This window comes from Phycicoccus sp. Soil802 (assembly GCF_001429605.1).
Lineage (GTDB): Bacteria > Actinomycetota > Actinomycetes > Actinomycetales > Dermatophilaceae > Pedococcus.
The window spans coordinates 538,842-560,536 of sequence record NZ_LMSS01000002.1; the positions used below are offsets into that span (position 1 = coordinate 538,842).

20 protein-coding genes are annotated in these 21,695 nt (G+C 70.9%); 10 read left to right on the forward strand and 10 right to left on the reverse strand.

Features of this window, described 5'->3' with window-relative positions; genetic code table 11:
* Positions 1 to 189 precede the first annotated feature (189 nt).
* The 4 genes from ASG91_RS05960 to ASG91_RS05975 are packed head-to-tail and all read left to right on the forward strand — an operon-like array spanning position 190 to position 6,315.
* Positions 190 to 1,737, forward strand: a complete 1,548-nt coding sequence (locus ASG91_RS05960; protein ID WP_056921666.1) for a xanthine dehydrogenase small subunit — start codon at positions 190 to 192, stop codon at positions 1,735 to 1,737.
* Positions 1,734 to 4,190, forward strand: a complete 2,457-nt coding sequence (xdhB, locus tag ASG91_RS05965) for a xanthine dehydrogenase molybdopterin binding subunit (protein WP_056921667.1) — start codon at positions 1,734 to 1,736, stop codon at positions 4,188 to 4,190. Before ASG91_RS05960 ends, xdhB begins: the two co-directional genes overlap by 4 nt.
* Before the next feature lie 2 nt (positions 4,191 to 4,192).
* Entirely contained in the window at positions 4,193 to 5,008 is an 816-nt protein-coding gene (gene xdhC / locus ASG91_RS05970; protein ID WP_056921826.1) for a xanthine dehydrogenase accessory protein XdhC, read from the forward strand.
* Entirely contained in the window at positions 5,005 to 6,315 is a 1,311-nt protein-coding gene (locus tag ASG91_RS05975) for a guanine deaminase (RefSeq protein ID WP_056921668.1), read from the forward strand. The genes xdhC and ASG91_RS05975 overlap by 4 nt, the downstream gene beginning before the upstream one ends.
* Before the next feature lie 63 nt (positions 6,316 to 6,378).
* Here the strand turns inward: ASG91_RS05975 and aceB are convergent, their stop codons facing one another.
* The gene (gene aceB / locus ASG91_RS05980) at positions 6,379 to 8,028 is read right to left on the reverse strand and encodes a malate synthase A (protein ID WP_371262032.1); all 1,650 of its coding nucleotides are present in this window, start codon (positions 8,026 to 8,028) and stop codon (positions 6,379 to 6,381) included.
* A 108-nt stretch (positions 8,029 to 8,136) separates the two neighbouring features.
* Between aceB and ASG91_RS05985 the strand changes: the two genes are divergently transcribed.
* Positions 8,137 to 8,937 (forward strand): IclR family transcriptional regulator, encoded by an 801-nt coding sequence (locus tag ASG91_RS05985; RefSeq protein WP_056921669.1) that lies wholly within the window; start codon positions 8,137 to 8,139, stop codon positions 8,935 to 8,937.
* A 181-nt stretch (positions 8,938 to 9,118) separates the two neighbouring features.
* A complete protein-coding gene (locus ASG91_RS05990; RefSeq protein ID WP_056921670.1) occupies positions 9,119 to 9,922 on the forward strand; it encodes a glycerophosphodiester phosphodiesterase family protein in 804 nt (267 codons plus the stop codon).
* Between the two features lie 65 nt (positions 9,923 to 9,987).
* Here ASG91_RS05990 and ASG91_RS05995 read toward each other — a convergent pair whose 3' ends face one another.
* A complete protein-coding gene (locus ASG91_RS05995; protein ID WP_056921671.1) occupies positions 9,988 to 10,434 on the reverse strand; it encodes a PA2169 family four-helix-bundle protein in 447 nt (148 codons plus the stop codon).
* A 144-nt stretch (positions 10,435 to 10,578) separates the two neighbouring features.
* Between ASG91_RS05995 and ASG91_RS06000 the strand changes: the two genes are divergently transcribed.
* Complete coding sequence (locus ASG91_RS06000) at positions 10,579 to 10,950, forward strand: VOC family protein (RefSeq protein WP_056921672.1); 372 nt, start codon at positions 10,579 to 10,581, stop codon at positions 10,948 to 10,950.
* A 125-nt stretch (positions 10,951 to 11,075) separates the two neighbouring features.
* Here the strand turns inward: ASG91_RS06000 and acs are convergent, their stop codons facing one another.
* A complete protein-coding gene (acs, locus tag ASG91_RS06005) occupies positions 11,076 to 13,058 on the reverse strand; it encodes an acetate--CoA ligase (RefSeq protein WP_082593945.1) in 1,983 nt (660 codons plus the stop codon).
* 142 nt (positions 13,059 to 13,200) lie between these two features.
* On the opposite strand from acs, the gene ASG91_RS06010 reads away from it, so the two are divergent.
* Positions 13,201 to 14,088 carry a hypothetical protein gene (locus tag ASG91_RS06010; protein WP_056921674.1) on the forward strand — a complete coding sequence of 296 codons (888 nt, stop codon included), beginning with the start codon at positions 13,201 to 13,203 and terminating at the stop codon, positions 14,086 to 14,088.
* An 84-nt stretch (positions 14,089 to 14,172) separates the two neighbouring features.
* On the opposite strand, the gene ASG91_RS06015 is transcribed toward ASG91_RS06010, so the two are convergent.
* From ASG91_RS06015 to ASG91_RS21140, 3 genes are all read right to left on the reverse strand, one after another.
* Positions 14,173 to 14,733 (reverse strand): hypothetical protein, encoded by a 561-nt coding sequence (locus tag ASG91_RS06015; protein WP_056921675.1) that lies wholly within the window; start codon positions 14,731 to 14,733, stop codon positions 14,173 to 14,175.
* Positions 14,734 to 14,941: 208 nt separating this feature from the next.
* Positions 14,942 to 16,576, reverse strand: a complete 1,635-nt coding sequence (locus tag ASG91_RS06020) for a cation acetate symporter (RefSeq protein WP_056921676.1) — start codon at positions 16,574 to 16,576, stop codon at positions 14,942 to 14,944.
* Positions 16,573 to 16,905, reverse strand: a complete 333-nt coding sequence (locus ASG91_RS21140) for a DUF485 domain-containing protein (protein WP_056921677.1) — start codon at positions 16,903 to 16,905, stop codon at positions 16,573 to 16,575. The genes ASG91_RS06020 and ASG91_RS21140 overlap by 4 nt, the downstream gene beginning before the upstream one ends.
* Positions 16,906 to 17,130: 225 nt before the next feature.
* Between ASG91_RS21140 and ASG91_RS06030 the strand changes: the two genes are divergently transcribed.
* Both ASG91_RS06030 and ASG91_RS06035 read left to right on the forward strand, forming a co-directional pair.
* Complete coding sequence (locus tag ASG91_RS06030) at positions 17,131 to 17,334, forward strand: ribbon-helix-helix protein, CopG family (RefSeq protein ID WP_200961232.1); 204 nt, start codon at positions 17,131 to 17,133, stop codon at positions 17,332 to 17,334.
* On the forward strand, positions 17,331 to 17,717 hold the full coding sequence (locus tag ASG91_RS06035; RefSeq protein ID WP_056921678.1) for a type II toxin-antitoxin system death-on-curing family toxin: 387 nt from the start codon (positions 17,331 to 17,333) through the stop codon (positions 17,715 to 17,717). Before ASG91_RS06030 ends, ASG91_RS06035 begins: the two co-directional genes overlap by 4 nt.
* Position 17,718: 1 nt before the next feature.
* On the opposite strand, the gene ASG91_RS06040 is transcribed toward ASG91_RS06035, so the two are convergent.
* From ASG91_RS06040 to ASG91_RS20565, 4 genes are read right to left on the reverse strand one after another with little or no spacing between them, the layout of a single operon-like run.
* Positions 17,719 to 19,242, reverse strand: coding sequence for a cation acetate symporter (locus ASG91_RS06040; protein ID WP_056921679.1), 1,524 nt, complete (start codon positions 19,240 to 19,242; stop codon positions 17,719 to 17,721).
* Positions 19,239 to 19,655, reverse strand: a complete 417-nt coding sequence (locus ASG91_RS06045; RefSeq protein WP_056921829.1) for a hypothetical protein — start codon at positions 19,653 to 19,655, stop codon at positions 19,239 to 19,241. Before ASG91_RS06045 ends, ASG91_RS06040 begins: the two co-directional genes overlap by 4 nt.
* Before the next feature lie 10 nt (positions 19,656 to 19,665).
* Positions 19,666 to 20,481, reverse strand: coding sequence for a LytTR family DNA-binding domain-containing protein (locus tag ASG91_RS06050; protein WP_082592884.1), 816 nt, complete (start codon positions 20,479 to 20,481; stop codon positions 19,666 to 19,668).
* A gap of 10 nt (positions 20,482 to 20,491) precedes the next feature.
* Positions 20,492 to 21,694 (reverse strand): histidine kinase, encoded by a 1,203-nt coding sequence (locus ASG91_RS20565; RefSeq protein WP_157582267.1) that lies wholly within the window; start codon positions 21,692 to 21,694, stop codon positions 20,492 to 20,494.
* Between the last annotated feature and the right edge of the window lies 1 nt (position 21,695).

The window sequence follows — 21,695 nt, forward strand, 5'->3', positions numbered from 1 at the left end:
CAGTGGGTGAAACAGTCGCCCCAAACCCTTGATTCAACAGTTTGTTGAGAAGTATCGTGTTCAGGAACCAACGACAGGGCCGTCGTTCGGCATGGATAACCGGCGGACCCACTCCTGTCAGCAACCATGCCCCCTGGCGGTGACGCCTGGGGGATGATGGTCCCCAAGGACGGGGCGACGGGAGTAGAGATGGCGCCAGCCGACACCCACGCTGTTGACGAGCTTCACGCTGTTGGAGAGCACCGGGTCACGGTGAACGGCGCGCCCCGCGCGCTCGACGGCACCGACCCGAGCACGACGATCCTCGACTGGCTCAGGGCCCAGGGCCTGACCGGTGCCAAGGAGGGCTGCGCCGAGGGGGAGTGCGGCGCCTGCTCGATCATGGTGGCTCGTCCCACCGAGGGGTCGGGCACCCAGTGGACGGCCATCAACGCGTGCCTCGTGCCGGTCGCCGCGCTCGACGGCCAGGAGGTCGTCACCTCCGAAGGGCTCGGCCGTCCCGACGCGCTCCACCCGGTGCAGCGCGAGATGGCGGTCCGCGGCGGGTCGCAGTGTGGCTACTGCACGCCGGGCTTCATCTGCAGCATGGCCGCTGAGTACTACCGCGAGGGTCGCTGCGCCCCTACTGCCGCGACTCCGGACCCGTCTCAGAACGGCCACGAGCCTGCCGCCACGGCAAACGACCCCGGCAACGCACCGGACCACGAGCACGGACCCAACGGGTTCGACCTGCACGCCCTGTCGGGCAACCTCTGTCGCTGCACGGGCTACCGGCCGATCCGCGACGCCGCCTACGCCCTCGGCGCGCCCGCTGACGACGACCCGTATGCCGCGCGGCTGGCCGCCGCCCCGCCCGCAGCCCGTGCCACCCGGCTCGACGGCGCCACGGGCACCTACGCGCGCCCCGGGGACCTCACCGAGGCGCTCTCCCTCCTGGCCGACCACCCCGACGCCGTCCTCGTGGCCGGCGCCACCGACTGGGGCGTCGAGGTCAACATCCGGGGCGCGCGCACCCCGTTCGCGATCGGCATCGACCGACTGCCCGAGCTCCGGACACTGTCGGTCGGTGACGACTCCGTCGAGATCGGCGCCGCCCTCAGCCTGAGCGAGGTCGAGCGCGGCCTGGCGGGGCGGGTCCCGTTGCTGGACAAGATGTTCCCGCAGTTCGCCTCTCGACTGATCCGCAATGGCGCGACCATCGGCGGCAACCTCGGCACCGGGTCTCCCATCGGCGACACCCCGCCCGCGCTGCTCGCGCTGGAAGCCCTGGTCGTGCTCGCGTCGGCCGACGGCGAGCGCGAGGTGCCCCTGGCCGACTACTTCACCGGCTACCGCCAGACCGTCAAGCGCGAGGGCGAGCTCATCCGCGCCGTGCGGATCCCGTTGCCGCTCAGTGAGGTCACCGCCTTCCACAAGATCGCCAAGCGCCGGTTCGACGACATCTCCAGCGTGGCGGTCGGCTTCGCGCTCGACCTCCGCGAGGGGGTCGTCACCAAGGCGCGCATCGGCCTCGGCGGCGTCGCCGCCACCCCCATCCGGGCGCTGGCCACCGAGGCCGCGCTCGAGGGCCGGGCGTGGAGCGCTGACGTCGTCCGAGAGGCGGCAGCGGTGATGCGCGCCGAAGGCACGCCCATGGACGACCACCGCGCCAGCGCGGCATACCGCACGGCGACGCTCGGCACCGCGCTCCTGAAGCTCCATGCCGAGACCGCGACGCAGCAGGAGGTCGGAGCATGAGCGCCCTGTCCGAACGCCCAGCCAATCCCGTGGTCGGGCAGGAGATCCCCCACGAGGCCGCGTCGCTGCACGTGACCGGCGAGGCGCTCTACACCGACGACCTCGCGGTCCGCACGCACGGCATCCTGCACGCCCACCCGGTGCAGGCCCCGCACGCCCATGCCCGCATCACGAGGCTCGACCCGTCGCCCGCGCTCGAGGTCCCGGGAGTCGTGCGGGTGCTCACCGCTGAGGACGTCCCCGGCGTGAACGACGCCGGGGTCAAGCACGACGAACCGCTGTTCCCGTCGGAGGTCATGTTCTTCGGTCACGCCGTGTGCTGGGTGCTCGGCGAGACGCTCGAGGCCGCCCGGCTGGGATCGCTCGCGGTCGAGGTCGACTACGAGCCGCTGCCGTCGCTGGTGACGGTGCACGAGGCGATCGAGGCGGGCAGCTTCCAGGGCGGGCAGCCGCACATGGAGCGCGGTGACATCGAGGCCGGGTTCGCCGGTGCGGCGCACGTCTACAGCGGCGAGTTCGAGTTCGCAGGGCAGGAGCACTTCTACCTCGAGACGCACTGCTCGATCGCGCTGGTCGACGAGAACGGCCAGATCTTCGTCCAGAGCTCGACGCAGCACCCGACCGAGACGCAGGACATCGTCGCCCACGTCCTCGGCCTGCCCAGCCACGCCGTCACCGTCCAGTGCCTGCGGATGGGCGGCGGCTTCGGGGGCAAGGAGATGCAGCCCCACGGGTATGCCGCGATCGCGGCCCTCGGGTCGACGCTCACCGGGCGTCCGGTGCGGTTGCGGCTCAACCGCACCCAGGACATGACCATGTCGGGCAAGCGGCACGGGTTCCACGCCCAGTGGCGGGTCGCCTTCGACGACACCGGTCGGCTGCAGGCCCTCGATGCCACGCTCACCTCCGACGGTGGCTGGAGCCTCGACCTCTCCGAGCCCGTCCTGGCCCGGGCCCTCTGCCACATCGACAACGCCTACTGGATCCCCAACGTGCGGGTGAACGGCCGGATCGCCAAGACCCACAAGACGTCGCAGACCGCGTTCCGCGGATTCGGCGGGCCGCAGGGCATGCTCGTCATCGAGGACATCCTCGGCCGGTGCGCGCCCCAGCTGGGCATCGACCCGATCGAGCTGCGGTCCCGCAACTTCTACGTCGACGGGCAGTCGACTCCCTACGGCCAGCCGGTCCGCCACCCCGAGCGGGTCGCGATCTGCTGGGAGCAGGTGCTCACGACCGGTGACGTCGCGACGCGCAAGGCCGACATCGCGGCATACAACGCCTCGCACGAGCACTCCAAGCGCGCCCTGGCGATGACGCCCGTGAAGTTCGGGATCTCGTTCAACTTCACGTCGTTCAACCAGGCCGGCGCACTCGTCCACGTCTACAAGGACGGGTCGGTGCTGATCACCCACGGTGGCACCGAGATGGGCCAGGGGCTGCACACCAAGATGCTCCAGGTCGCGGCCACCACCCTGGGGGTGCCGCTGTCGACCGTCCGGCTCGCACCGACCCGCACCGACAAGGTCCCGAACACCTCGGCCACCGCGGCCAGCTCCGGGGCCGACCTCAACGGTGGGGCAGTCAAGGACGCCTGCGAGCAGATCATCGAGCGGCTGCGGGCTGTCGCCGCCGGTCGGCTCGGGGTGCACCCGGCCGACGTGCGGTTCAGCGACGGCCACGTCGGCAAGGTCGGCGGTGGCGCCACCGTGCCGTGGGCCGACCTCGTCAACCAGGCCTACTTCCAGCGGATCCAGCTGTGGGCGGCCGGCTTCTACCGCACGGAGGGACTGCACTGGGACTCGTCGGCCATGCACGGGTCGCCGTTCAAGTACTTCTCCTACGGCGTGGCAGCCAGCGAGGTCGAGGTCGACGAGTTCACCGGCGCCTACCGGCTGCGGCAGGTCGACATCGTGCACGACGTCGGCGACTCGCTCTCGCCGCTGGTCGACATCGGCCAGGTCGAGGGCGCGTTCGTCCAGGGTGCCGGCTGGCTGACGCTGGAGGACCTGCGCTGGGACGAGTCGGACCGGCCGTCGCGTGGTCGGCTGGCCACCCAGGCGGCGAGCACCTACAAGCTGCCGAGCTTCTCCGAGATGCCCGAGGTCTTCAACGTGGCGCTGCTGGAGCGCGCCCACGAGGACGGCGCGGTCTACGGCTCCAAGGCGGTGGGCGAGCCGCCGCTGATGCTGGCGTTCTCGGTGCGCGAGGCGTTGCGCGAGGCCGCGGCCGCGTTCGGTCCGGCCGGGACGTCCGTCGACCTGGCCTCGCCGGCGACCCCGGAGGCGGTCTTCTGGGCCGTCCAGGAGGCGCGGGGCGGCGCCGAACCGCCGCACATGACCGCCATGGTCGAAGGTGCCCCTGGCGTCGTGCCCGACCAGCCCGGCGCCGACGCCGCGCCCTTGCGACCGCGCTCCGAGCAGGCCGCCCAGCCGGCGAGGGCGGGGACGTGACCATTGAGTGGCTGTCTGCCGTCGAGCGGTTGCGCCGTGAGCGCCGACCCGGTGTCCTGGTGACGCTGACGTCGGTGCGGGGGCACTCGCCGCGCGAGGCCGGAGCCAAGATGGTCGTCGGCGTGGGTGCGACGTGGGGCAGCATCGGCGGGGGCAACCTCGAGGCCACCGCGGTCACCAGGGCTCGCGCGATGCTCGCCGAGGGGGCGGCCGCGCCCGAGCAGATCTCGTTGTCCCTCAACGACAAGGCGCCAGCCGAGCACGGCCAACAGTGCTGCGGGGGCGAGGTGCAGATCCTGCTCGAACCGCTCGCGGTGGTGCCTGCGGTCGCGATCTTCGGGATCGGCCACGTCGGTCTCGAGCTCGCCCGCATCCTCGCCCGACACGACCTCGAGCTGCACCTCGTCGACTCCCGCGCCGACCAGCTGGGTCACGACCGGCTCGGCGTGCTCGACGACTCGACGGCCCGGGTGCACGTCCACCACGCGCCGGTCCCCGAGCTCGTCCTCGGCCAGGTGCCCCAGGGCACGCACGTCCTGGTGATGACGCACGACCACGCGGAAGATGCGGCCCTGTGCGACGGCGCCCTGCGCTGCGCGCACCTCGGGTCGATCGGGCTCATCGGCTCGTCTGCCAAGTGGTCGCGTTTCCGTCAGCGCCTTGCGGCAGAGGGACATTCGGACGCCGACCTCTCGCGCATCCAGACCCCCATCGGGCTCCCCGACCTCACTGGCAAGGACCCGGCCACGATCGCGCTGGGTGTCGCTGCCGACCTGGTCCGCGTGTTCGAGTCGGAGACGTCGAAGGTCGCCCGATGACGCTCTTCCGGGCCACCGTGCTCGACACCCCGGACGACCCCTTCGAGGGTGGGTCGCTCCGGGCCCAGGACGACTGCGGGCTGCTCGTCGAGCGTGGCGTGATCGTCGCTCGCGGCGACTTCGTGACGCTACGGGCAGAGCACCCCGACGAGGACGTCCTCGACCTGCGTGAGGGCATGGTCCTGCCCGGACTGGTCGACACCCACGTCCACTTCCCGCAGGTGCGGGTCATCGGTGGCCTCGGGATGCCGCTGCTCGACTGGCTCGACCAGTGCGCCCTCCCCGAGGAGATGCGGCTGGCCGACGTCGACATGGCCCGTGGAGTGGCCCGGGACTTCGTCACCGGGCTCGTCGACGCAGGCACCACCACGGCCCTCGTGTTCGGGTCGCACTTCGCCTCCGCGGTCGACGTGATGTTCGAGGCGGCCGACCTGTGGGGTCTGCGGGTCACCACCGGGCTGGTCACCTCCGACCGGATCCTGCCCGAGCCGCTGCTCACCACACCCGAGCGGGCCTACCAGGAGTCCCGTGACCTCGCCTCACGCTGGCACGGCAAGGGTCGCCTCCGGTATGCCGTGACACCTCGCTTCTCGTTGTCTGCGAGCGACGCGATCCTCGAGTCCTGCGCCGCGACGTTCGGCGAGGTCGACGGCTCCTGGTTCACCTCCCACGTCAACGAGAACACCGCCGAGGTGAAGGAGGTCGCCGAGCTGTTCGGCGGCGCCTCCTACGTCGACACCTACGACCGCCACGGACTCGTGACGCCGCGCTCGGTGCTGGCCCACAACGTGCACCCGACCGACCCCGAGCTGGCCACCCTCGCCGCGCGAGGGGCCTCCGTCGCGCACTGCCCGACCAGCAACTCCGCCCTCGGCAGCGGGCTCTTCCCCCTGCGCCGTCACGTCGAGGCGGGCGTGCAGGTCGCCATGGGGTCGGATGTCGGTGCGGGCACCGGTTTCTCGATGCTCAAGGAGGGTCTGCAGGCCTACTTCATGCAGCGCCTGCTGGGTGACGAAGGACTGCCCCTCACCTCGGCGCACCTGCTCTGGCTGTGCACCTCGGCCGGGGCTCGTGCGCTCGGGCTCGACCACGAGGTGGGCGACCTGTCGGTGGGCAAGCAGTTCGACGCGATCTGGCTGCTGCCCGAGGCCGGCGACCCGCTGGCCGTCGGGCTCGGGAACGCCAAGTCGGCCGACGACGCGCTCTCGAAGGTCTTCGCGCTCGGCACCACCTCCGACATCGGCGGCGTGTGGGTCGGGGGCGACCAGATCGCCGCCGGTCGCTGGCGGATGCCCCGCCGCACCTGACGATCCTGCTTCCCGTTCGATGTGAACACGCCGGGGAACCCCGGCGTGTTCACATCGAACCGCTCAGGCGCGCTCGGCCTTGAGGACCTCGGCGTAGGCCGGGAGCGTCAGGAAGTCGGGGAAGTCGGGGTCCAATGCGCACTCGACGAACAGCCGCCGCGCAGTCTCCAACGCACCCCGTGCCGCCTCGTCGTCGCCGACGGACTCGACCAGGGCGGCATACTCGCTCTCCACCACCTCGTCGACGAGCTCGCGGGTGACGGTCTCGCCCGTGGCGAGGGTGGCTCCGGAGTTGAGCCACTGCCAGATCTGGCTGCGCGAGATCTCGGCCGTCGCAGCGTCCTCCATGAGGTTGTGGATCGCGACCGCGCCATTGCCGAGCAGCCACGCCTGGAGGTACTGGATGCCGACGGAGACGTTGCCCCGCAAGCCATCCAGCGTCCGGTCGCCCGGCGTCGAGGCCGCGTCGAGCAGGTCGTCGCCGCTGACCGAGACCTCGTCGCGCTGCTTCGCGAGCTGGTTGGGGGAGTCACCGAGGACGCCGGTGAAGATCTCCTTGCACAGCTCGACCATGCCGGGGTGCGCGACCCACGACCCGTCGAACCCGGCACCGACCTCGCGCTCCTTGTCGGCCCGCACCTTGGCGAAGGCGGCCTCGTTGACCGCCGGGTCCTTGCTCGGGATGAACGCCGCCATGCCGCCGATCGCGAACGCCCCGCGCTTGTGGCAGGTCTGCACCAGCAGGTCGCTGTAGGCCTTCATCATCGGCGCGTTCATCGTCACGGCGTTGCGGTCGGGGAGGGTGAACGACGGTCCGGAGTCCCGGAAGTACTTGATGATCGAGAACAGGTAGTCCCAGCGCCCGGCGTTGAGCCCGGCCGCGTGGTCGCGCAGCTCGTAGAGGATCTCGTCCATCTCGAAGGCTGCGGGGATCGTCTCGATCAGCACCGTCGCGCGGACCGTGCCGTGCGGGATGCCCAACGACTCCTGCGCGAACGTGAAGACGTCGTTCCAGAGCCGGGCCTCGAGGTGGGACTCCATCTTGGGGAGGTAGAAGTAGGGGCCACTGCCGCGCGCGATGAGCTCGGCGGCGTTGTGGAAGACGTAGAGGCCGAAGTCGACCAGGGCGCCGACCAGCGGCCGCCCGTCGAGGGTCAGGTGCTCCTCGTCGAAGTGCCAGCCGCGGGGTCGCGGCACGATGACGGGTATGCCGCCCGGGTCCTTGAGCTCGTAGTGCTTGCCGTTCGGGGCGGTGAGCTCGATGGTGCGGCGGACCGCGTCGTATAGGCTGACCTGGCCGCCGATCACGTTGTCCCAGTGGGGGGTGTTGGCGTCCTCGAGGTCGGCGAGCCACACCTTGGCGCCGGAGTTGAGGGCGTTGATCGCCATCTTGCGCTCGGTCGGCCCGGTGATCTCCACCCGGCGGTCGGCGAAGTCGGCGGGCGCCGGGGCGACGGTCCAGTCACCCTCGCGCACCGCGCGGGTCTCCTCGAGGAAGTCGAGCCGTCCGGTCCGGGACACCTCCGCGCGACGCGACCGCCGGGCCTGGAGCAGCTCGTCGCGGCGGGGCCCGAACCGCACCTGCAGCTCACCGAGGAAGGCCAGCGCCTCCGGACTCAGGATGTAAGCGCTCCGCTCGACCTCGTGGGGGGCGTCGACGACGACGCTGGGCGCGGACTGCCTGGTGGGCGTGCTGGACTCGGACATGCGCATCCTCGGGAGAAGTCAGTGGTGTCGCGTGCCGCGGTGGCGGCTCACGGACTAGGATTGTTCCATGATACGAAATCTTCTTCTCATTCGGGAAGGACTGGGGAGAGATATATGAGCACCGAACCGACCGTCGAGGACGCCTCGACGCCTGCCCCCAGGACCGGCGGTGGCGTCCAGTCGCTCGAGCGCGCGTTCGCCATCCTCGAGACGATGGCCGACGCCGGCGGCGTCATCAGCCTGTCGCAGCTCGCGAACGACGCGCAGCTGCCCCTGCCGACCATCCACCGCCTCGTGCGGACCCTCGTCGACCTCGGTTACGTCCGGCAGGAGGCCTCGCGCCAGTACTCGCTCGGACCGCGCCTGATCCGCCTCGGGGAGACGACCTCGCGGATGGTCAGCCGGTGGGCGCGGCCCCACATGGAGCGGCTGGCCCACGAGCTCGGTGAGTCGGTCAACCTCGCGATGCTCGACGGTGACCAGGTGGTCTACATCGGCCAGGTGATGGCCAGCCGCAACTCGATGCGCATGTTCACCGAGGTCGGTCGCCGGGTGCTGCCGCACTCCACCGGGGTCGGCAAGGCGATCATGGCCGGCATGGACCCTGAGGCGGTGCAGGCGATCCTCGCCCGCACCGGTATGCCGGCCCGTACCGAGCACACGATCACCGACCCCGAGGCCTTCGCGGCCGAGCTGGGGCGCACCCGCGAGCGCGGCTATGCCCTCGACGAGGGCGAGCAGGAGGTCGGCGTGCGCTGCGTCGCCGTCGCCATCCCGGGCTCGCCGCAGCCGTTGGCCCTGTCGGTGTCCGGTCCGCTGCCGCGGATGACCGACTCGTTCGTCGAGGGCGCGGCCGGCCCGATGCACGCCGTGGCGGCAGCGATCTCGGCGGAGATGCGGGGCGCGACGGCCTAGCCCCGACCGCTGCCGCCCTGTTGGTAGCGAAACACCCGGATTTCGGGAAGTTTCGCTACCAACAGGGCGGTCGGTGACCGGAGGTCAGCATCGGGCGAACGGTTGCCTTCCGTGGGGTGAACAGTGGTGCCAGAGGCCGTTTTCCGCGCTTCTGGCCTCCCGCACCCGGCACGCTGGTGTCATGGCCTACGGCTCCGAGCTCGGACCCATCGCCCTCGCCCACCGCGGAGGTGCCGCCCTCGCGCCCGAGAACACGCTGACCGCCTTTGGTCTGGCGACCGCCCTCGGCATCCGCTACCTCGAGACCGACGTCCGCATCACCGCCGACGGTCAGCTCGCCTGCTTCCACGACGCGACCCTCGACCGGGTCACGGACGGACGTGGCCCGGTCGCGCGGCATACCCTCGCGCAGCTGCGGCAGCTGCGCGTCCTGGAGCGCGAACCGATCCCGACGCTGACCGAGGCCCTCGAAGCCTTCCCCGACGCCAGGTTCACGGTCGACCTCAAGGAGCGGTCCGCCGTTGGCGCACTCACGAAGGTGTTGCAGCACAAGGACTTCCGTGAGCGGGTCTGCATTGCGGGCGCCTGGGACGGCTGCCTCGACGTCGTGCGCGCGCAGGTGCCGGGCGTGCGGACCGCCCTGGGCTGGCGCGCGCTGGCCGCAGTGGTCACCTGCGCGCGTGCCGGTATGCCGCCCGCTCGCCGGTTCGCGACCGCAGAGTTCCTGCACGTGCCGGACCGGCTGGGGCGGGTGCAGGTGTTCGTCGAACGCCTGGTGACGGGCGCGCACGGGATCGGGGTCAAGGTCGTGGTCTGGACGGTCAACGACCAGCCCTCGATGGTGCGGCTCCTCGATGCCGGGGTGGACGGGATCATCACCGACCGACCGGACCTGCTGCGCGAGGTGCTCGTCGCGCGCGGCGAGTGGATCCCGATGCCGGTCTCACCCACCACCTCCGCCGCCCGGGGCTCGCTGGCCGGCTGAGGCCGCAACGCCCGAGCGCCCGTCCCACTGGTGGGACGAGCGCTCGGAGCAATGCTGGACCTCGCTCAGGTCAGGCGCTGGAGGGCCTTGACCTCGTCGCGCGCGGTCACGATCGCCGCGTGCTGCTGCTGGACCACGGCGCGGAAGCCGTCGCTGAGGTCGTCCTCCGCGAGCGCCTTCTCGTACTCCGACACTGCGTGGTCCTCGCCCGTGACAGCGGCCCCGAGGACGCCGGAGGCATCGTCGCCGGTCAGCGCGTCCTTGAGTGCGAGCCACCCACGGTGCAGGGTGCCGGCAACCGAGCCGCTCTCGTCGACGTCCTCACCGTAGGCGTGACCCATGGCCACGATGTCGCGGGCGAAGGCGGCGCGCTGCTCGGAGAGACGCTCCAACGTCGCGGCGACCTCGGGGCTGTCGCTGTCACGCAGCTTCTCGGCTGCGGACGCGAAGCCCTTCCGGCCGTCCTTGAGGGTCTCCACGAGGTCCTTGGCGACCTTCTCGTCAGCAGACATGGTTCGTTCTCCTTTGATCGGTGATGGCACTTCACCGGGGGCCTACCCGCACCGTCCCCTCCCAAACCCCACGGGGCAGGGACGCGACGGGCGCGGAGCCGATCAGGACGGGGATCGTCCGCAACCGCCGGTAGCGTGCGAGGCATGGCCATCGCACGCTTCCCCAGCATCGTCCTCGACTGTCCCGACCCGTTGGCGCTCGCCACCTTCTACGGAGCGATGCTCGACTGGGCGGTCGACACCGCCAACTTCGACGCGTCGGACGGGTGGATCGACGTGAAGGCCGACTACGGCCAGTGCCTGTCGTTCCAGGGCGTCGAGGACTACAAGGCGCCGATCTGGCCGGGTCAGGACGTGCCGCAGCAGATGCACCTCGACGTCGTCGTCGACGACCTCGACACCGCCGAGGCGGCCGTGATCGCCCTCGGCGCGACGAAGCACGCGCAGCAGCCGGGCACGACCTTCCGGGTCATGCTCGACCCGGCCGGCCACCCGTTCTGCCTCTGCACCAGCTGACGGCCGCACCCGAGCCGACGGCCGCCTGCCGCCTGCCGCCGAACGATCAGCTCGGTCGGTCAGGCGCCAGGGCCGTGCTCACCGCCGCCGGACGACGCGCGACCTGATCGTTCGGCGGTCAGCAGCTAGTCCTCCTTGGCGGTGGACATGCCCTCCTTGATGAGGTTCATGACCGAGGAGTCGGCCAGCGTCGTGACGTCGCCGACCTCGCGGTTCTCGGCGACGTCGCGCAGCAGGCGGCGCATGATCTTGCCCGAGCGGGTCTTGGGCAGCTCGGAGACCACCATGATCGAGCGCGGCTTGGCGATCGGCCCGATCTCCTTGGCCACGTGGTTGCGCAGCTCCTGCACTGTGTCGTCGCCGTGGTCCTCGGCGCCCCCGCGCAGGATGACGAAGGCCACGACGGCCTGGCCGGTGGTCTCGTCGGTGGCGCCCACGACGGCCGCCTCGGCCACCGTCGGGTGGGACACGAGGGCGGACTCGATCTCGGCGGTGGAGAGCCGGTGGCCGGAGACGTTCATGACGTCGTCGACGCGGCCCAGCAGCCAGATGTTGCCCTTGGCGTCGTACTTCGCGCCGTCGCCGGCGAAGTAGTACTTCTCGCCGAACCGGCTCCAGTAGGTTTCCTTGTAGCGCTCCGGGTCGCCCCAGATGCCGCGCAGCATGCCCGGCCACGGCTTGGTCAGCACGAGGTAGCCGACCGCCTCGGGGTCGTGCAGCGGCTGGCCCTCGTCGTCGAGGATCTCGGCGCTGATGCCGGGGATCGGCTTCTGCGCGGAGCCGGGCTCGAGGTCGGTGACGCCGGGCAGCGGGCTGATCATGATGCCGCCGGTCTCGGTCTGCCACCACGTGTCGACGATCGGGGCGCTGCCGCCGCCGATGTTCTTGCGGTACCAGAGCCACGCCTCGGGGTTGATCGGCTCGCCGACCGAGCCGAGCAGCCGCAGCGACGACAGGTCGAACTTCGCGGGGATGTCGTCGCCCCACTTCATGAAGGTCCGGATCGCGGTGGGTGCGGTGTAGAGGATCGAGACCTTGTATTTCTCGACGATCTCCCACCAGCGGCCCTGGTGCGGGGTGTCGGGAGTGCCTTCGTAGATGACCTGGGTCGCGCCGTTGGCCAAGGGTCCGTAGACGATGTAGGAGTGCCCGGTCACCCAGCCGATGTCGGCGGTGCACCAGTAGACGTCGGTCTCGGGGTGCACGTCGTGCACGACCGAGTTCGTGTAGGCCGCCTGCGTCAGGTAGCCGCCGGTCGTGTGGAAGATGCCCTTCGGCTTCCCCGTGGTCCCCGAGGTGTAGAGGATGAACAGCGGGTGCTCGCTCTCGTGGGCGACGGCCTCGTGCTGGTCGCTGGCCGAGTCGACGACGTCGTGCCACCAGACGTCGCGGTCGTCGTTCCAGTCGACTGCGTCCTTGGTCCGCTGCACGACCAGGACCTTCTCCACGGTGGTCTCGCCCTCGACCGCGGCGTCGACCGCGGGCTTGAGCGGGGCGCTCTTGCCGCGACGGAACTGACCGTCGGCGGTGATGACGACCTTGGCCTCCGCATCGGCGATGCGGGTGCGCAGGGCGTCGGCCGAGAACCCGCCGAACACCACTGAGTGCGGTGCACCGATCCGGGCGCAGGCCAGCATCGCCGCGACCGCCTCGGGGATCATCGGCAGGTAGATGGCGACCCGGTCGCCCTTGGCGACCCCGAGGGACTCCAGCGCGTTGGCGGCCTTGGCGACGTCACGCTGCAGGTCGGCATACGTGACCGTGCGGGTGTCGCCACCCTCGCCCTCGAAGTGGATCGCGACCCGGTCGCCGTTCCCGGCCTCGACGTGTCGGTCGACGCAGTTGTAGGCCGCGTTGACCTCGCCGCCGACGAACCACTTGGCGAACGGCGCCCCGCTCCAGTCCAGCGTCTGGTCGAAGTCCTTGGCCCAGCTCAGGCGCTGCCGGGCCTGGTCGGCCCAGAACCCCTCGAAGTCGGCGGCGGCCGCGTCGTAGAGGTCGGCCTTGCCGTTGGCCTGTGCGGCGAACTCGGGGGTGGGGGCGAGGTCCAGACCCTCGGTGTGGCTCGTCGTCGTGGGCTCGGACACGGTGGTTCCTCCTGGCGGCATCGGCAGGCAACTCTCGCGGCAGTGCGTTCGAGGTCGCGGTGACCACCCCAGCCAACCTGCATCCGGCCCGCGCATCAAGGGGAGTGGTCGCGATGATCGGTCGGCGGACGCTGCGAGCGGCCAACGGCTAGCCTTGGGCGCCGTGAGCACCCCCACGAGCGCCACCCCGGCTGCCGGTTCCGGCGCCCCGTCCCAGCACCCCCTCGACCGGGGGCGGGCCCTGGCCGGCAAGGTCTGGCCCGAGGTGGCGCTGCTGCTCGCGGCCCTGCTTTGGTGGCCGGTCGGGTTCGCGGGAGTGACCTCGTGGCTGCACCTGCCGCTCAGCGTCTTCGACGGTGACGTGCTCTTCCTGGGCGCGACCGCTGCGGCAGCCTCGGTCTCGCTGTTGGTGCGCTCGCCGTGGCCCCGCTTCGCGATCGTGGTCGTGCTCAGCGGTCTCGGGTGGTTGCTCGACGCCCCGGCGGCTGACGAGTACCCGCACGAGAGGGTGGTCCTCGCGGTGCTGCTCGGGGCAGCCGCGTTCCTCGGCGTCGTGCTCGGCGCTCGTGGGTCCAAAGGCCCCGTGGCTGCTGCCACCGTGCTGGTCGTGGTCGCTGGCCTGTCGCCGGCCTCCTGGCCGACCGAGGCGGCCGTCGCCGTGGCGCTCGCCCTTCCCTTCGCCGTCGCCACGTGGCAGCGGGTCGCCCCCACCATCCTCTCGGTGGCCCGGCTGGTCGTGACCTGGCTGCTCTTCGCCCTGCTCGCCCGTGCCCTGCAGCACGGCTGGGACGTGCTCCGCCCCGGGACCGGCGGTGGGCTGACCCTGCGCGAGCAGGCCAGGCGCGTCGCCGAACCTGCCTGGGACTTCGTCCGCACCCAGTGGTGGACCTACTCCCAGGCGCGGCTGCAGGACCTGCTGCCCTGGCTCTGGCTCGCCTTGGGGGTGGCGGTCGTGCTCGTCGTCGTGCGGGTCGTGACCGCCCGTCTCGTGGCCGACCGCAAGCGGAAGGCCGCGGCACTGGACGAGGAGCGGATCGCCCGCCGGAGCTGACCGGCCGGCCCGCGTGGGTGTCCAACCGATCGACGTGGCTGAGCGGCCGGACCCGTTCGGACCCGACCGCTCACCCCGCTCGGCTCACCAGTGGTGGGCCACGTCGATGACGAGTCGGCTCGTCGTGGCGTCCTGGATCGTGAAGACGCGGAAGGGGAGCCGCGCCCGGACGCCCAGGCCCAGGCTGGTGTAGCCCTCGAAGCTGCTGTCCCACTTGACCTGGCGGAAGGTGGTGTAGCCCGTGACGTTGACCATCTCGTTCGGGTTCCGCGGGGTGTAGGTAGGAGCCCCGGTGGCCGGGTTGTAGGCGGGGGAGTTGACCGTGACCTGCAGCTTGCCGGCGCCGCGCAGCGAGATCGGCAGCCCGGACGCCTGCCCGGTGAACGTCTTGACGTACCTGACGGTGTAGCCGGGCGACTTGCCCTTGAGGTCGATGACCAGGCGGTCGAAGCAGGCGTGCCGGCCGGAGCGGACGCCCGTGACGGAGCCTGTCGGGGCCAACGCCTTCGTCTTGGCGAGCGAACCCCAGGTGATGCCGCAGTACGGAGCGGCCTGCGCCGAGGTGGTGGCCGTGGTGGCCGGGACGGCCCCGACGAGTGCGGCGACGAGGAGCGATCGGACGATCGCGGTGCGGGTGATGTTCATGGCGTCCTCCTTCCGGACACCGCACTGACGTGCACCGCGACCGCCGGGTTGACCTCGGCCGTGAACGTGACCGTGTCGTCACGAAAGGTCGGCTGTGTCACCGAAAAGCCCGCGCCACACGAATTGCTCCCGGGCCGGAACGGCACGGTGCCGTGCCCCCTCCTGCAGGGACACGGCACCGTGGTTCCGGGGTATGCCGGGTGGTGGCCTAGTGCGCGACCGCCTTCTCGGCGCCGTGGCCGGTCAGCGACCGCACCTCCATCTCGGCGTACTTGGCGGCGTTGAACTCCTTGCTCGTCACGGTGCCCAGCCAGCCGAGGATGAAGGCCAGCGGGATCGAGATGATGCCGGGGTTGTCCAACGGGAACCAGTGGAAGTCGGTGCCCTGCAGCATCGACAGCGACTTGCCGGTGGCCGGGTCGACCGGCTTGCCGGAGACGACCGGGCTGAAGACGATCAACGTCAGCGCCGTGATGAGCCCGCCGTAGATGGACCACAGCGCACCGCGGGTGTTGAACCGCTTCCAGAACAACGAGTAGAGGATCGTCGGGAGGTTCGCCGACGCCGCGATGGCGAAGGCGAGGGCGACGAGGAACGCGATGTTCTGCCCGTTGGCGAGGATGCCACCGAGGATGGCGAAGATGCCGATCACGACCGCAGTGATGCGGGCGACCCGGACCTCGTCCTCCGGGGAGGCGGTGCCCTCCTTGATGACGGAGTTGTAGATGTCGTGCGAGAGGCTGGCGCTCGCCGTGATGGTGAGGCCGGCGACGACCGCGAGGATCGTCGCGAACGCCACCGCCGAGATGAGTCCCAGCAGCAGCTCTCCGCCGAGCTCATAGGCGAGCAGTGGTGCAGCGGAGTTGGCCTTGCCGGGGGCGGCGGCGATCACCTTGGGTCCGACGAGGGCGGCGGCGCCGTAGCCGAGGACCAGGGTGAAGAGGTAGAAGATGCCGATCAGCCAGATGGCCCACTCGACCGACTTCCGGGCCTCCTTCGACGACGGCACCGTGTAGAACCGCATCAGCACGTGCGGCAGGCCGGCGGTGCCGAGCACCAGGGCCAGCGACAGCGAGATGAAGTCGATCTTGGTGGTGCCGGTCTTGCCGTACTGCAGCCCGGGGTCGAGCACCTTCTTGCCACCCGAGGCCTCGACGGCGTCACCGAGCAGCGAGCTGAGGTTGAGCCCGAACTTGCCGAGCACCCACAGGAACATCACGCCGGCCCCGAGGATGAGCAGGACGGCCTTGATGATCTGCACCCAGGTGGTGCCCTTCATGCCACCGATGAGCACGTAGGTGATCATGATGACGCCGACGACGGCGATGACGACGGACTGCCCGGCCTTGTCGTCGATCCCCAGCAGCAGGGCCACCAGGCCACCGGCTCCGGCCATCTGAGCCAGCAGGTAGAAGAAGCAGACCGCGAGGGTCGAGATGGCGGCAGCCATGCGGACCGGGCGTTGCTTCAGCCGGAACGACAGGACGTCGGCCATCGTGTACTTGCCGGCGTTGCGCAGCAGCTCGGCGACCAGGAGCAGCGCCACCAGCCAGGCGACGAGGAACCCGATCGAGTAGAGGAAGCCGTCATAGCCGTTGAGCGCGATGGCTCCGGCGATGCCGAGGAAGCTGGCCGCCGAGAGGTAGTCACCGGCGATGGCGATGCCGTTCTGGCGTCCGGTGAAGGCGCGGCCACCGGCGTAGAAGTCGGCGGCGCTGCGGTTGTTGCGCGACGCCCGGATGACGATCGCGAGCGTGATCAGGACGAAGACGCCGAAGATGCTGATGTTGAGCGCCGGGCTGCCGACCTCGGTGGCAGCGGGGGCGAGGGTGGGCAGGCTCATCGGTGGTCCTCCCCGATCGTCGTGGCGAGTGCGGCGGCGCGCGGGTCGAACTCACGGTCGGCCCAGCGCACGTAGATGATCGTGATGACGAAGGTCGACACGAACTGGCCGAGGCCGAGCAGGAGGCCGATGTTGATGTTGCCGAACACCTTGGTGCTCATGAAGTCCGAGGCGTAGACGGACAGCAGCACGTAGAGGAAGTACCAGGCGAGGAAGAGGCCGGTCATCGGGAAGACGAACCTGCGGAACCGGGACCTGAGGTCTGCGAAGTCCGCGGAGTCTTGGAGTGCGACGTACGGGTCGTGCTCCGTGCGAGCGTCGTTGCTCACGGGACACCTCCAGTGATGGCGCGGGCTTGTCCCGCGGTCGTCGCCACTGTGCTCCCGCAGCCCCCTGAGCAGCAGGTATGCCGCGTGGCCGCGCGCCGTGCGGAGGGGTGCGGTCGCCGGGTGGCCGGGTTTGCTGCGGTGAACGGTCGCCCTCGTGCGCCCAACGGCCGCGGCCGTCGTCTGGCCGCCCGCCGCAAGTGGTGTCACCGGTGATACCATCGCACCATGGCCATGACCCTGAGACTGAGTGAGGACGAGACGGAGGCCTTGCGCCGACGGGCCAAGGAAGAGGGTCGTTCGATGCAGGAGGTGGCCCGCGACGCCGTGTCGAGCTATCTCGAGCAGGCCAGCCGGCGACAGATCGTCGACGCGGTCCTCGACCGTGAGCTGGTCCGCTTCGCCGACGCGATCGAGCGACTCGGCCAGTGATCCTGCTGACCTTTGCTGACGTCCTGCACATCGCAGAGCGCGTCCTGGGTGAGGTGCAGGTGCGTGATGCCGGTCTCCTCCAGAGCGCCGTAGCCCGCCCGGCCACGACCGTCTTCGGCGAGGACGCCTACCCGACGGTCCACGAGAAGGCAGCGGCACTCCTCCAGTCGATCGTCAACAACCACCCTCTCGTCGACGGCAACAAGAGGCTGGGCTTCGTCTCCATGCTGGCCTTCTACGGCGCGAACGGTCTGCAGCTCCGGCTCACCAACGATGCGGCCTACGACCTCGTGATCGCGGTGGCGACGGGTGAGCTGCCCGAGATCTCCGACATCTCTCACAGGCTCGAGGAATCGGTCGAGCCCTGGTCGCAGATCCCCTAGCTCAGTTGCGGTCGAGGGCGAGGTCCTCGGGCGTGTGCAGCCGGACCATGGTGCGGGCCGTGTGCCGCGGGATCCGGCCGGGCGTGGCCAGGGACACGAGGACCGCCGTGGCGAACGAGATCGGGATCGTCCACGCCGCCGGCTGGCCGAGCAGCGCCCCCGGCCACCCGGGGATCGGGCCGGCGAAGATCGTCAAGGCGACCGCGGTGGCCGCGAGGCCGCCGCCGACCACGAGCCCGGCGGCCGCGCCGACGGTGCTCAGTCCGCGCCACCACGACCCCAGCACCAGCAGCGGGCAGAACGTCGACGCGGCGACCGCGAAGGCCAGGCTCACCATCGTCGCGAGGCCGACGGGCTCGATGAGTCTCGACGCGGCATACGGGACGATCACGGACAGCACGGTCGCGAGCCGGAAGCCTTGCGCCACGGTGAAGTCGTCACCGGTCATCCGGCCCAGCCGACGGCGCAGCAGGTCCTGGTCGATGACCCCTGCCACCGACATGGTGAGCCCGGAGGCCGTCGACAGGAAGGCGGCGAAGGCACCACCCGCGAGCACCGCCGACAGCGTCTCGCCGAGCTGGTCCGGCACCATGGCGCCGGGCAGCCTGAGCACGAGCGTGTCGGCGGTTCCGCTCGCCAGGTCGGGCAGGTAGACGCGGCCGAGCACGCCGTAGACGGGCGGGAAGAGGTAGAAGGCGCCGAGCAGGGCGACGACGGTGACGGTCGTCCGCCGGGCAGCCCTGCCGTCAGGGTTCGTGTAGAAGCGGACCAGCACGTGGGGCAGGCCCATCGTGCCGAGGCCGAGGGCGAGCAGCAGGCTGTAGGTGGCGTAGACCGGATGTCCTTGTCCCGCCAGTCCGTTCAGCGGCTCGATCCACTTGGTCTCCTGGGCGGCGGCCGGGCCCGGAGCGCCGTCGCCGACCCACGCGCCGAGCAGGACGAAGGCGGGGACGGCGATGGCGGTGAGCTTCACCCAGTACTGCACGGACTGCACCAGGGTGATCGAACGCATCCCGCCGGCGGCGACGTTCGCGACGACCACCACCGCCACGATCAGCCCACCGACCCACGTCGGCGCCCCGGTCACCGTGCCCAGGGCCAGACCCGCGCCCTGCAGCTGGGGGAGGAGGTAGAGCCACCCGATGCCGACCACGAGCACCGAGCAGAGCCGCCGGATCACGGTGCTCTCGAGCCTCGCCTCCGCGAAGTCGGGCAGCGTGTAGGCGCCGGAGCGCCGCAGTGGCGCGGCGACCAGGACCAGCAGGACGACGTAGCCGACGGTGTAGCCCACCGGGAACCACAGCATGTCCAGGCCGTTGGTGTAGACCAGCCCCGCGATGCCGAGAAAGCTTGCGGCGGAAAGGTACTCACCGCCGATGGCGCTGGCGTTGCGGTAGGGGGTGACCGTGCGCCCGGCCACGTAGAAGTCGCTGGTCGTGCGTGACAGCCGGAGCCCGAACGCGCCGATCGCGAGCGTCACCGTGCAGACCAGGACGATGGCGACGACGCCGTAGGCCGGGTTCACCGGCGACGCACCGTGTCGGAGAACTTGGCCTCGATCCGCTCGGAGGCCCGGACGTAGACGCGCGCCACGATGATCGCGACCGGGTAGACGACCACGGCGAGCACGATCCACGGGAGCGGGAACCGCCCGATCTCCATCGTCCGCGTGGCGGGCACCAGCAGGAACAGCAGCGGCAGTCCGCCCAGACCCACGGCCCCGAAGGCGAGCACCCGCAGGGCGAGTCGCAGCTGGGCGGACATCAACCCCGCCATGTAGACCTCGCCGAGCGTGCTCTGCTCGTCGAGGTCACGGGTGAGCGGGCGCAGGTCGCGCCGGGTGGCGGCATCACGGCGGGTGCTCGTGACCCTGACCCGCGAAGGGACCGGCGGCGTGGGTTCGTGCGGCTCGCCGGGCGGGCCGGTGCCGGAGCTCACCACGTCGAGCTCACGACGAGGTGCGCAGGGTCGCGCGCAGCAGGCGGTCGCGCAGCTCCCGGGTGTGGCGTCGGCTCACCTGGAGCTCGGTGTCGTCGAGCATGACACTGCACCGACCGTGCTCCATGCGCACCTCCCTGACGTGCGTGAGCGACACCAGCGTGCTCCGGTGGATCCGCACGAATCCCGCTGCGGCCCACCGTTCTTCGAGGGTGCTGAGCGGGATGCGGACGAGGTGGCTGCCGGTGGCCGTGTGCAGCCGTGCGTAGTCGCCCTGGGCCTGGGCGTAGCGGACCTGGCTGCGCGTGATGAACCGCGTGACGCCGGCGAGCTCCACCGGGATCGTCTCGTCCTCGGGCTCTCCCGCCGCCTGCGGCGCGGCCCCTCCCGGCTCCACGGCGGCGACCACCCTGCGCACCGCCTCAGCGAGGCGGTCCTTGCGCACCGGCTTCATCACGTAGTCGGTGGCGTCGACGGCGAACGCGTCGACGGCGTGCTGGTCGTGGGCGGTCACGAAGACGACCTGGGGGCGCTCCACGAAGCGGGCGATGACGCGGGCCAGCTCCATGCCGTCGAGGCCGGGCATCGAGATGTCCGAGAAGACGACGTCGATGTCGCCGCTGTCGAGCGACCGCAGGGCGTCTGCGCCGCTCGACGCCGTCACGACCTCCGCGATCCGCTCGTCCTGGCGCAGCAGCCAGCTGAGCTCCTCGAGGGCCGGCGCCTCGTCGTCCACGACGAGGGCACGCAGGGCTGCACCCGTGGAGCCGCCGGTGGCGTCCTGCGGGCGGCGGTGCTCCGGGTCGCCGGAGAGGGCGCCAGCCATGGGGGAGAGACTACGTCGTCGCGTGGACGCCGGGGGCGTACTTGGGCACCCGGAAAGTCACCCTGGTGCCCGCCCCGGGAGCGGTCTCGACGACCAGCCCGAAGTCGTCGCCGTAGACCTGGCGGAGCCGGGCGTCGACATTGCCGAGGCCGACGTTGTCGCCGTCGGCATGGCCGTCGAGGATGGTGCGGATCGCGGCGGGGTCCGACCCGACCCCGTCGTCCTCGACCGTGATCACGGCTTCGGCCCCTTCGTCGCTGGCGGTGATGCTCACGTGGCCACCGCCCTCCTTGGTCGCCAGCCCGTGCCGGACGGCGTTCTCGACCAGGGGCTGGATGGCCAGGTAGGGGACCGTGACCGGCAGGACCTCCGGCGCGATGAGGAGAGAGATCTGCAGCCGGTCGCCGAACCGCGCCTGCTCGAGCACGAGGTAGCGCTCGACGTTGCGGAGCTCCTCGGCCAAGGTCGTGAAGACCCCGCCGCGGCGCAGCGCGTAGCGGGTGAAGTCCGCGAACTCCAGGAGCAGGTCGCGGGCCCGGTCGGGGTCGGTGCGCACGAACGAGGCGATGGCGGCCAGGGAGTTGTAGATGAAGTGCGGGCTGATCTGCGCGCGCAGGGCGCGCAGCTCGGCCTCCATCGTGCGGGTGCGCTGGTGGCCGAGGTCGGCGAGCTCGGCCTGGGTGGCCATCCACCCCGCGACCTCCTCCGTCGCGCGGGCGAGCCCCGCCGAGGCGTTGGGACCGTATGCCGCGAGCGCCGCGACCACGCGGTCATCGGTCACCACCGGGGCGATCACCACCGAGCGGACCGGGCAGTCGGGGTCCGGGCACTGGACCTGACCAGCGCGCAGGACGATCGTCCGCCCCGTGCGCAGCACCTCCTGGGCGTGCCCGGGGGCATCCGCCGCGTGGTGGTCGGCCGCGCCGTCCCAGGCGAGCAGCCCGCCCCCGTCGCAGATCGCCACCGCCGACGAGCCGAGCAGCTCGCGCAGGTGCTTGGCGGCCCGGGCCGTGCCGTCCTCGGTCAGCCCGTCCTGGAGGTGCCGGGCCGCGAGCGACGCGGTGTGGAGCGTGGCGTGCGTGGCCTGGTCGACCTCGGAGACGAAGCCTCGCGAGGCGCTGCGACCGTGCCGGACCAGCCGGACGAGGGCATAGAGGAGTCCCAGGGACCCCGCGACCAGGATCGCGGTGGGGAGGTGGAAGCTGCCCGACACA

Coding starts and splice junctions, on each gene's coding strand:
- aceB (WP_371262032.1), bottom strand. CDS start 8,028: ATGCGCATGTCCGAGTCCAGCACGCCCACCAGGCAGTCCGCGCCCAGC.
- acs (WP_082593945.1), bottom strand. CDS start 13,058: ATGCCGCCAGGAGGAACCACCGTGTCCGAGCCCACGACGACGAGCCAC.
- ASG91_RS06015 (WP_056921675.1), bottom strand. CDS start 14,733: ATGAACATCACCCGCACCGCGATCGTCCGATCGCTCCTCGTCGCCGCA.
- ASG91_RS05995 (WP_056921671.1), bottom strand. CDS start 10,434: ATGTCTGCTGACGAGAAGGTCGCCAAGGACCTCGTGGAGACCCTCAAG.
- ASG91_RS05985 (WP_056921669.1), top strand. CDS start 8,137: ATGAGCACCGAACCGACCGTCGAGGACGCCTCGACGCCTGCCCCCAGG.
- ASG91_RS05990 (WP_056921670.1), top strand. CDS start 9,119: ATGGCCTACGGCTCCGAGCTCGGACCCATCGCCCTCGCCCACCGCGGA.
- ASG91_RS06020 (WP_056921676.1), bottom strand. CDS start 16,576: ATGAGCCTGCCCACCCTCGCCCCCGCTGCCACCGAGGTCGGCAGCCCG.
- ASG91_RS05960 (WP_056921666.1), top strand. CDS start 190: ATGGCGCCAGCCGACACCCACGCTGTTGACGAGCTTCACGCTGTTGGA.
- xdhB (WP_056921667.1), top strand. CDS start 1,734: ATGAGCGCCCTGTCCGAACGCCCAGCCAATCCCGTGGTCGGGCAGGAG.
- ASG91_RS06000 (WP_056921672.1), top strand. CDS start 10,579: ATGGCCATCGCACGCTTCCCCAGCATCGTCCTCGACTGTCCCGACCCG.
- ASG91_RS05975 (WP_056921668.1), top strand. CDS start 5,005: ATGACGCTCTTCCGGGCCACCGTGCTCGACACCCCGGACGACCCCTTC.
- ASG91_RS06050 (WP_082592884.1), bottom strand. CDS start 20,481: ATGGCTGGCGCCCTCTCCGGCGACCCGGAGCACCGCCGCCCGCAGGAC.
- ASG91_RS06030 (WP_200961232.1), top strand. CDS start 17,131: ATGGCCATGACCCTGAGACTGAGTGAGGACGAGACGGAGGCCTTGCGC.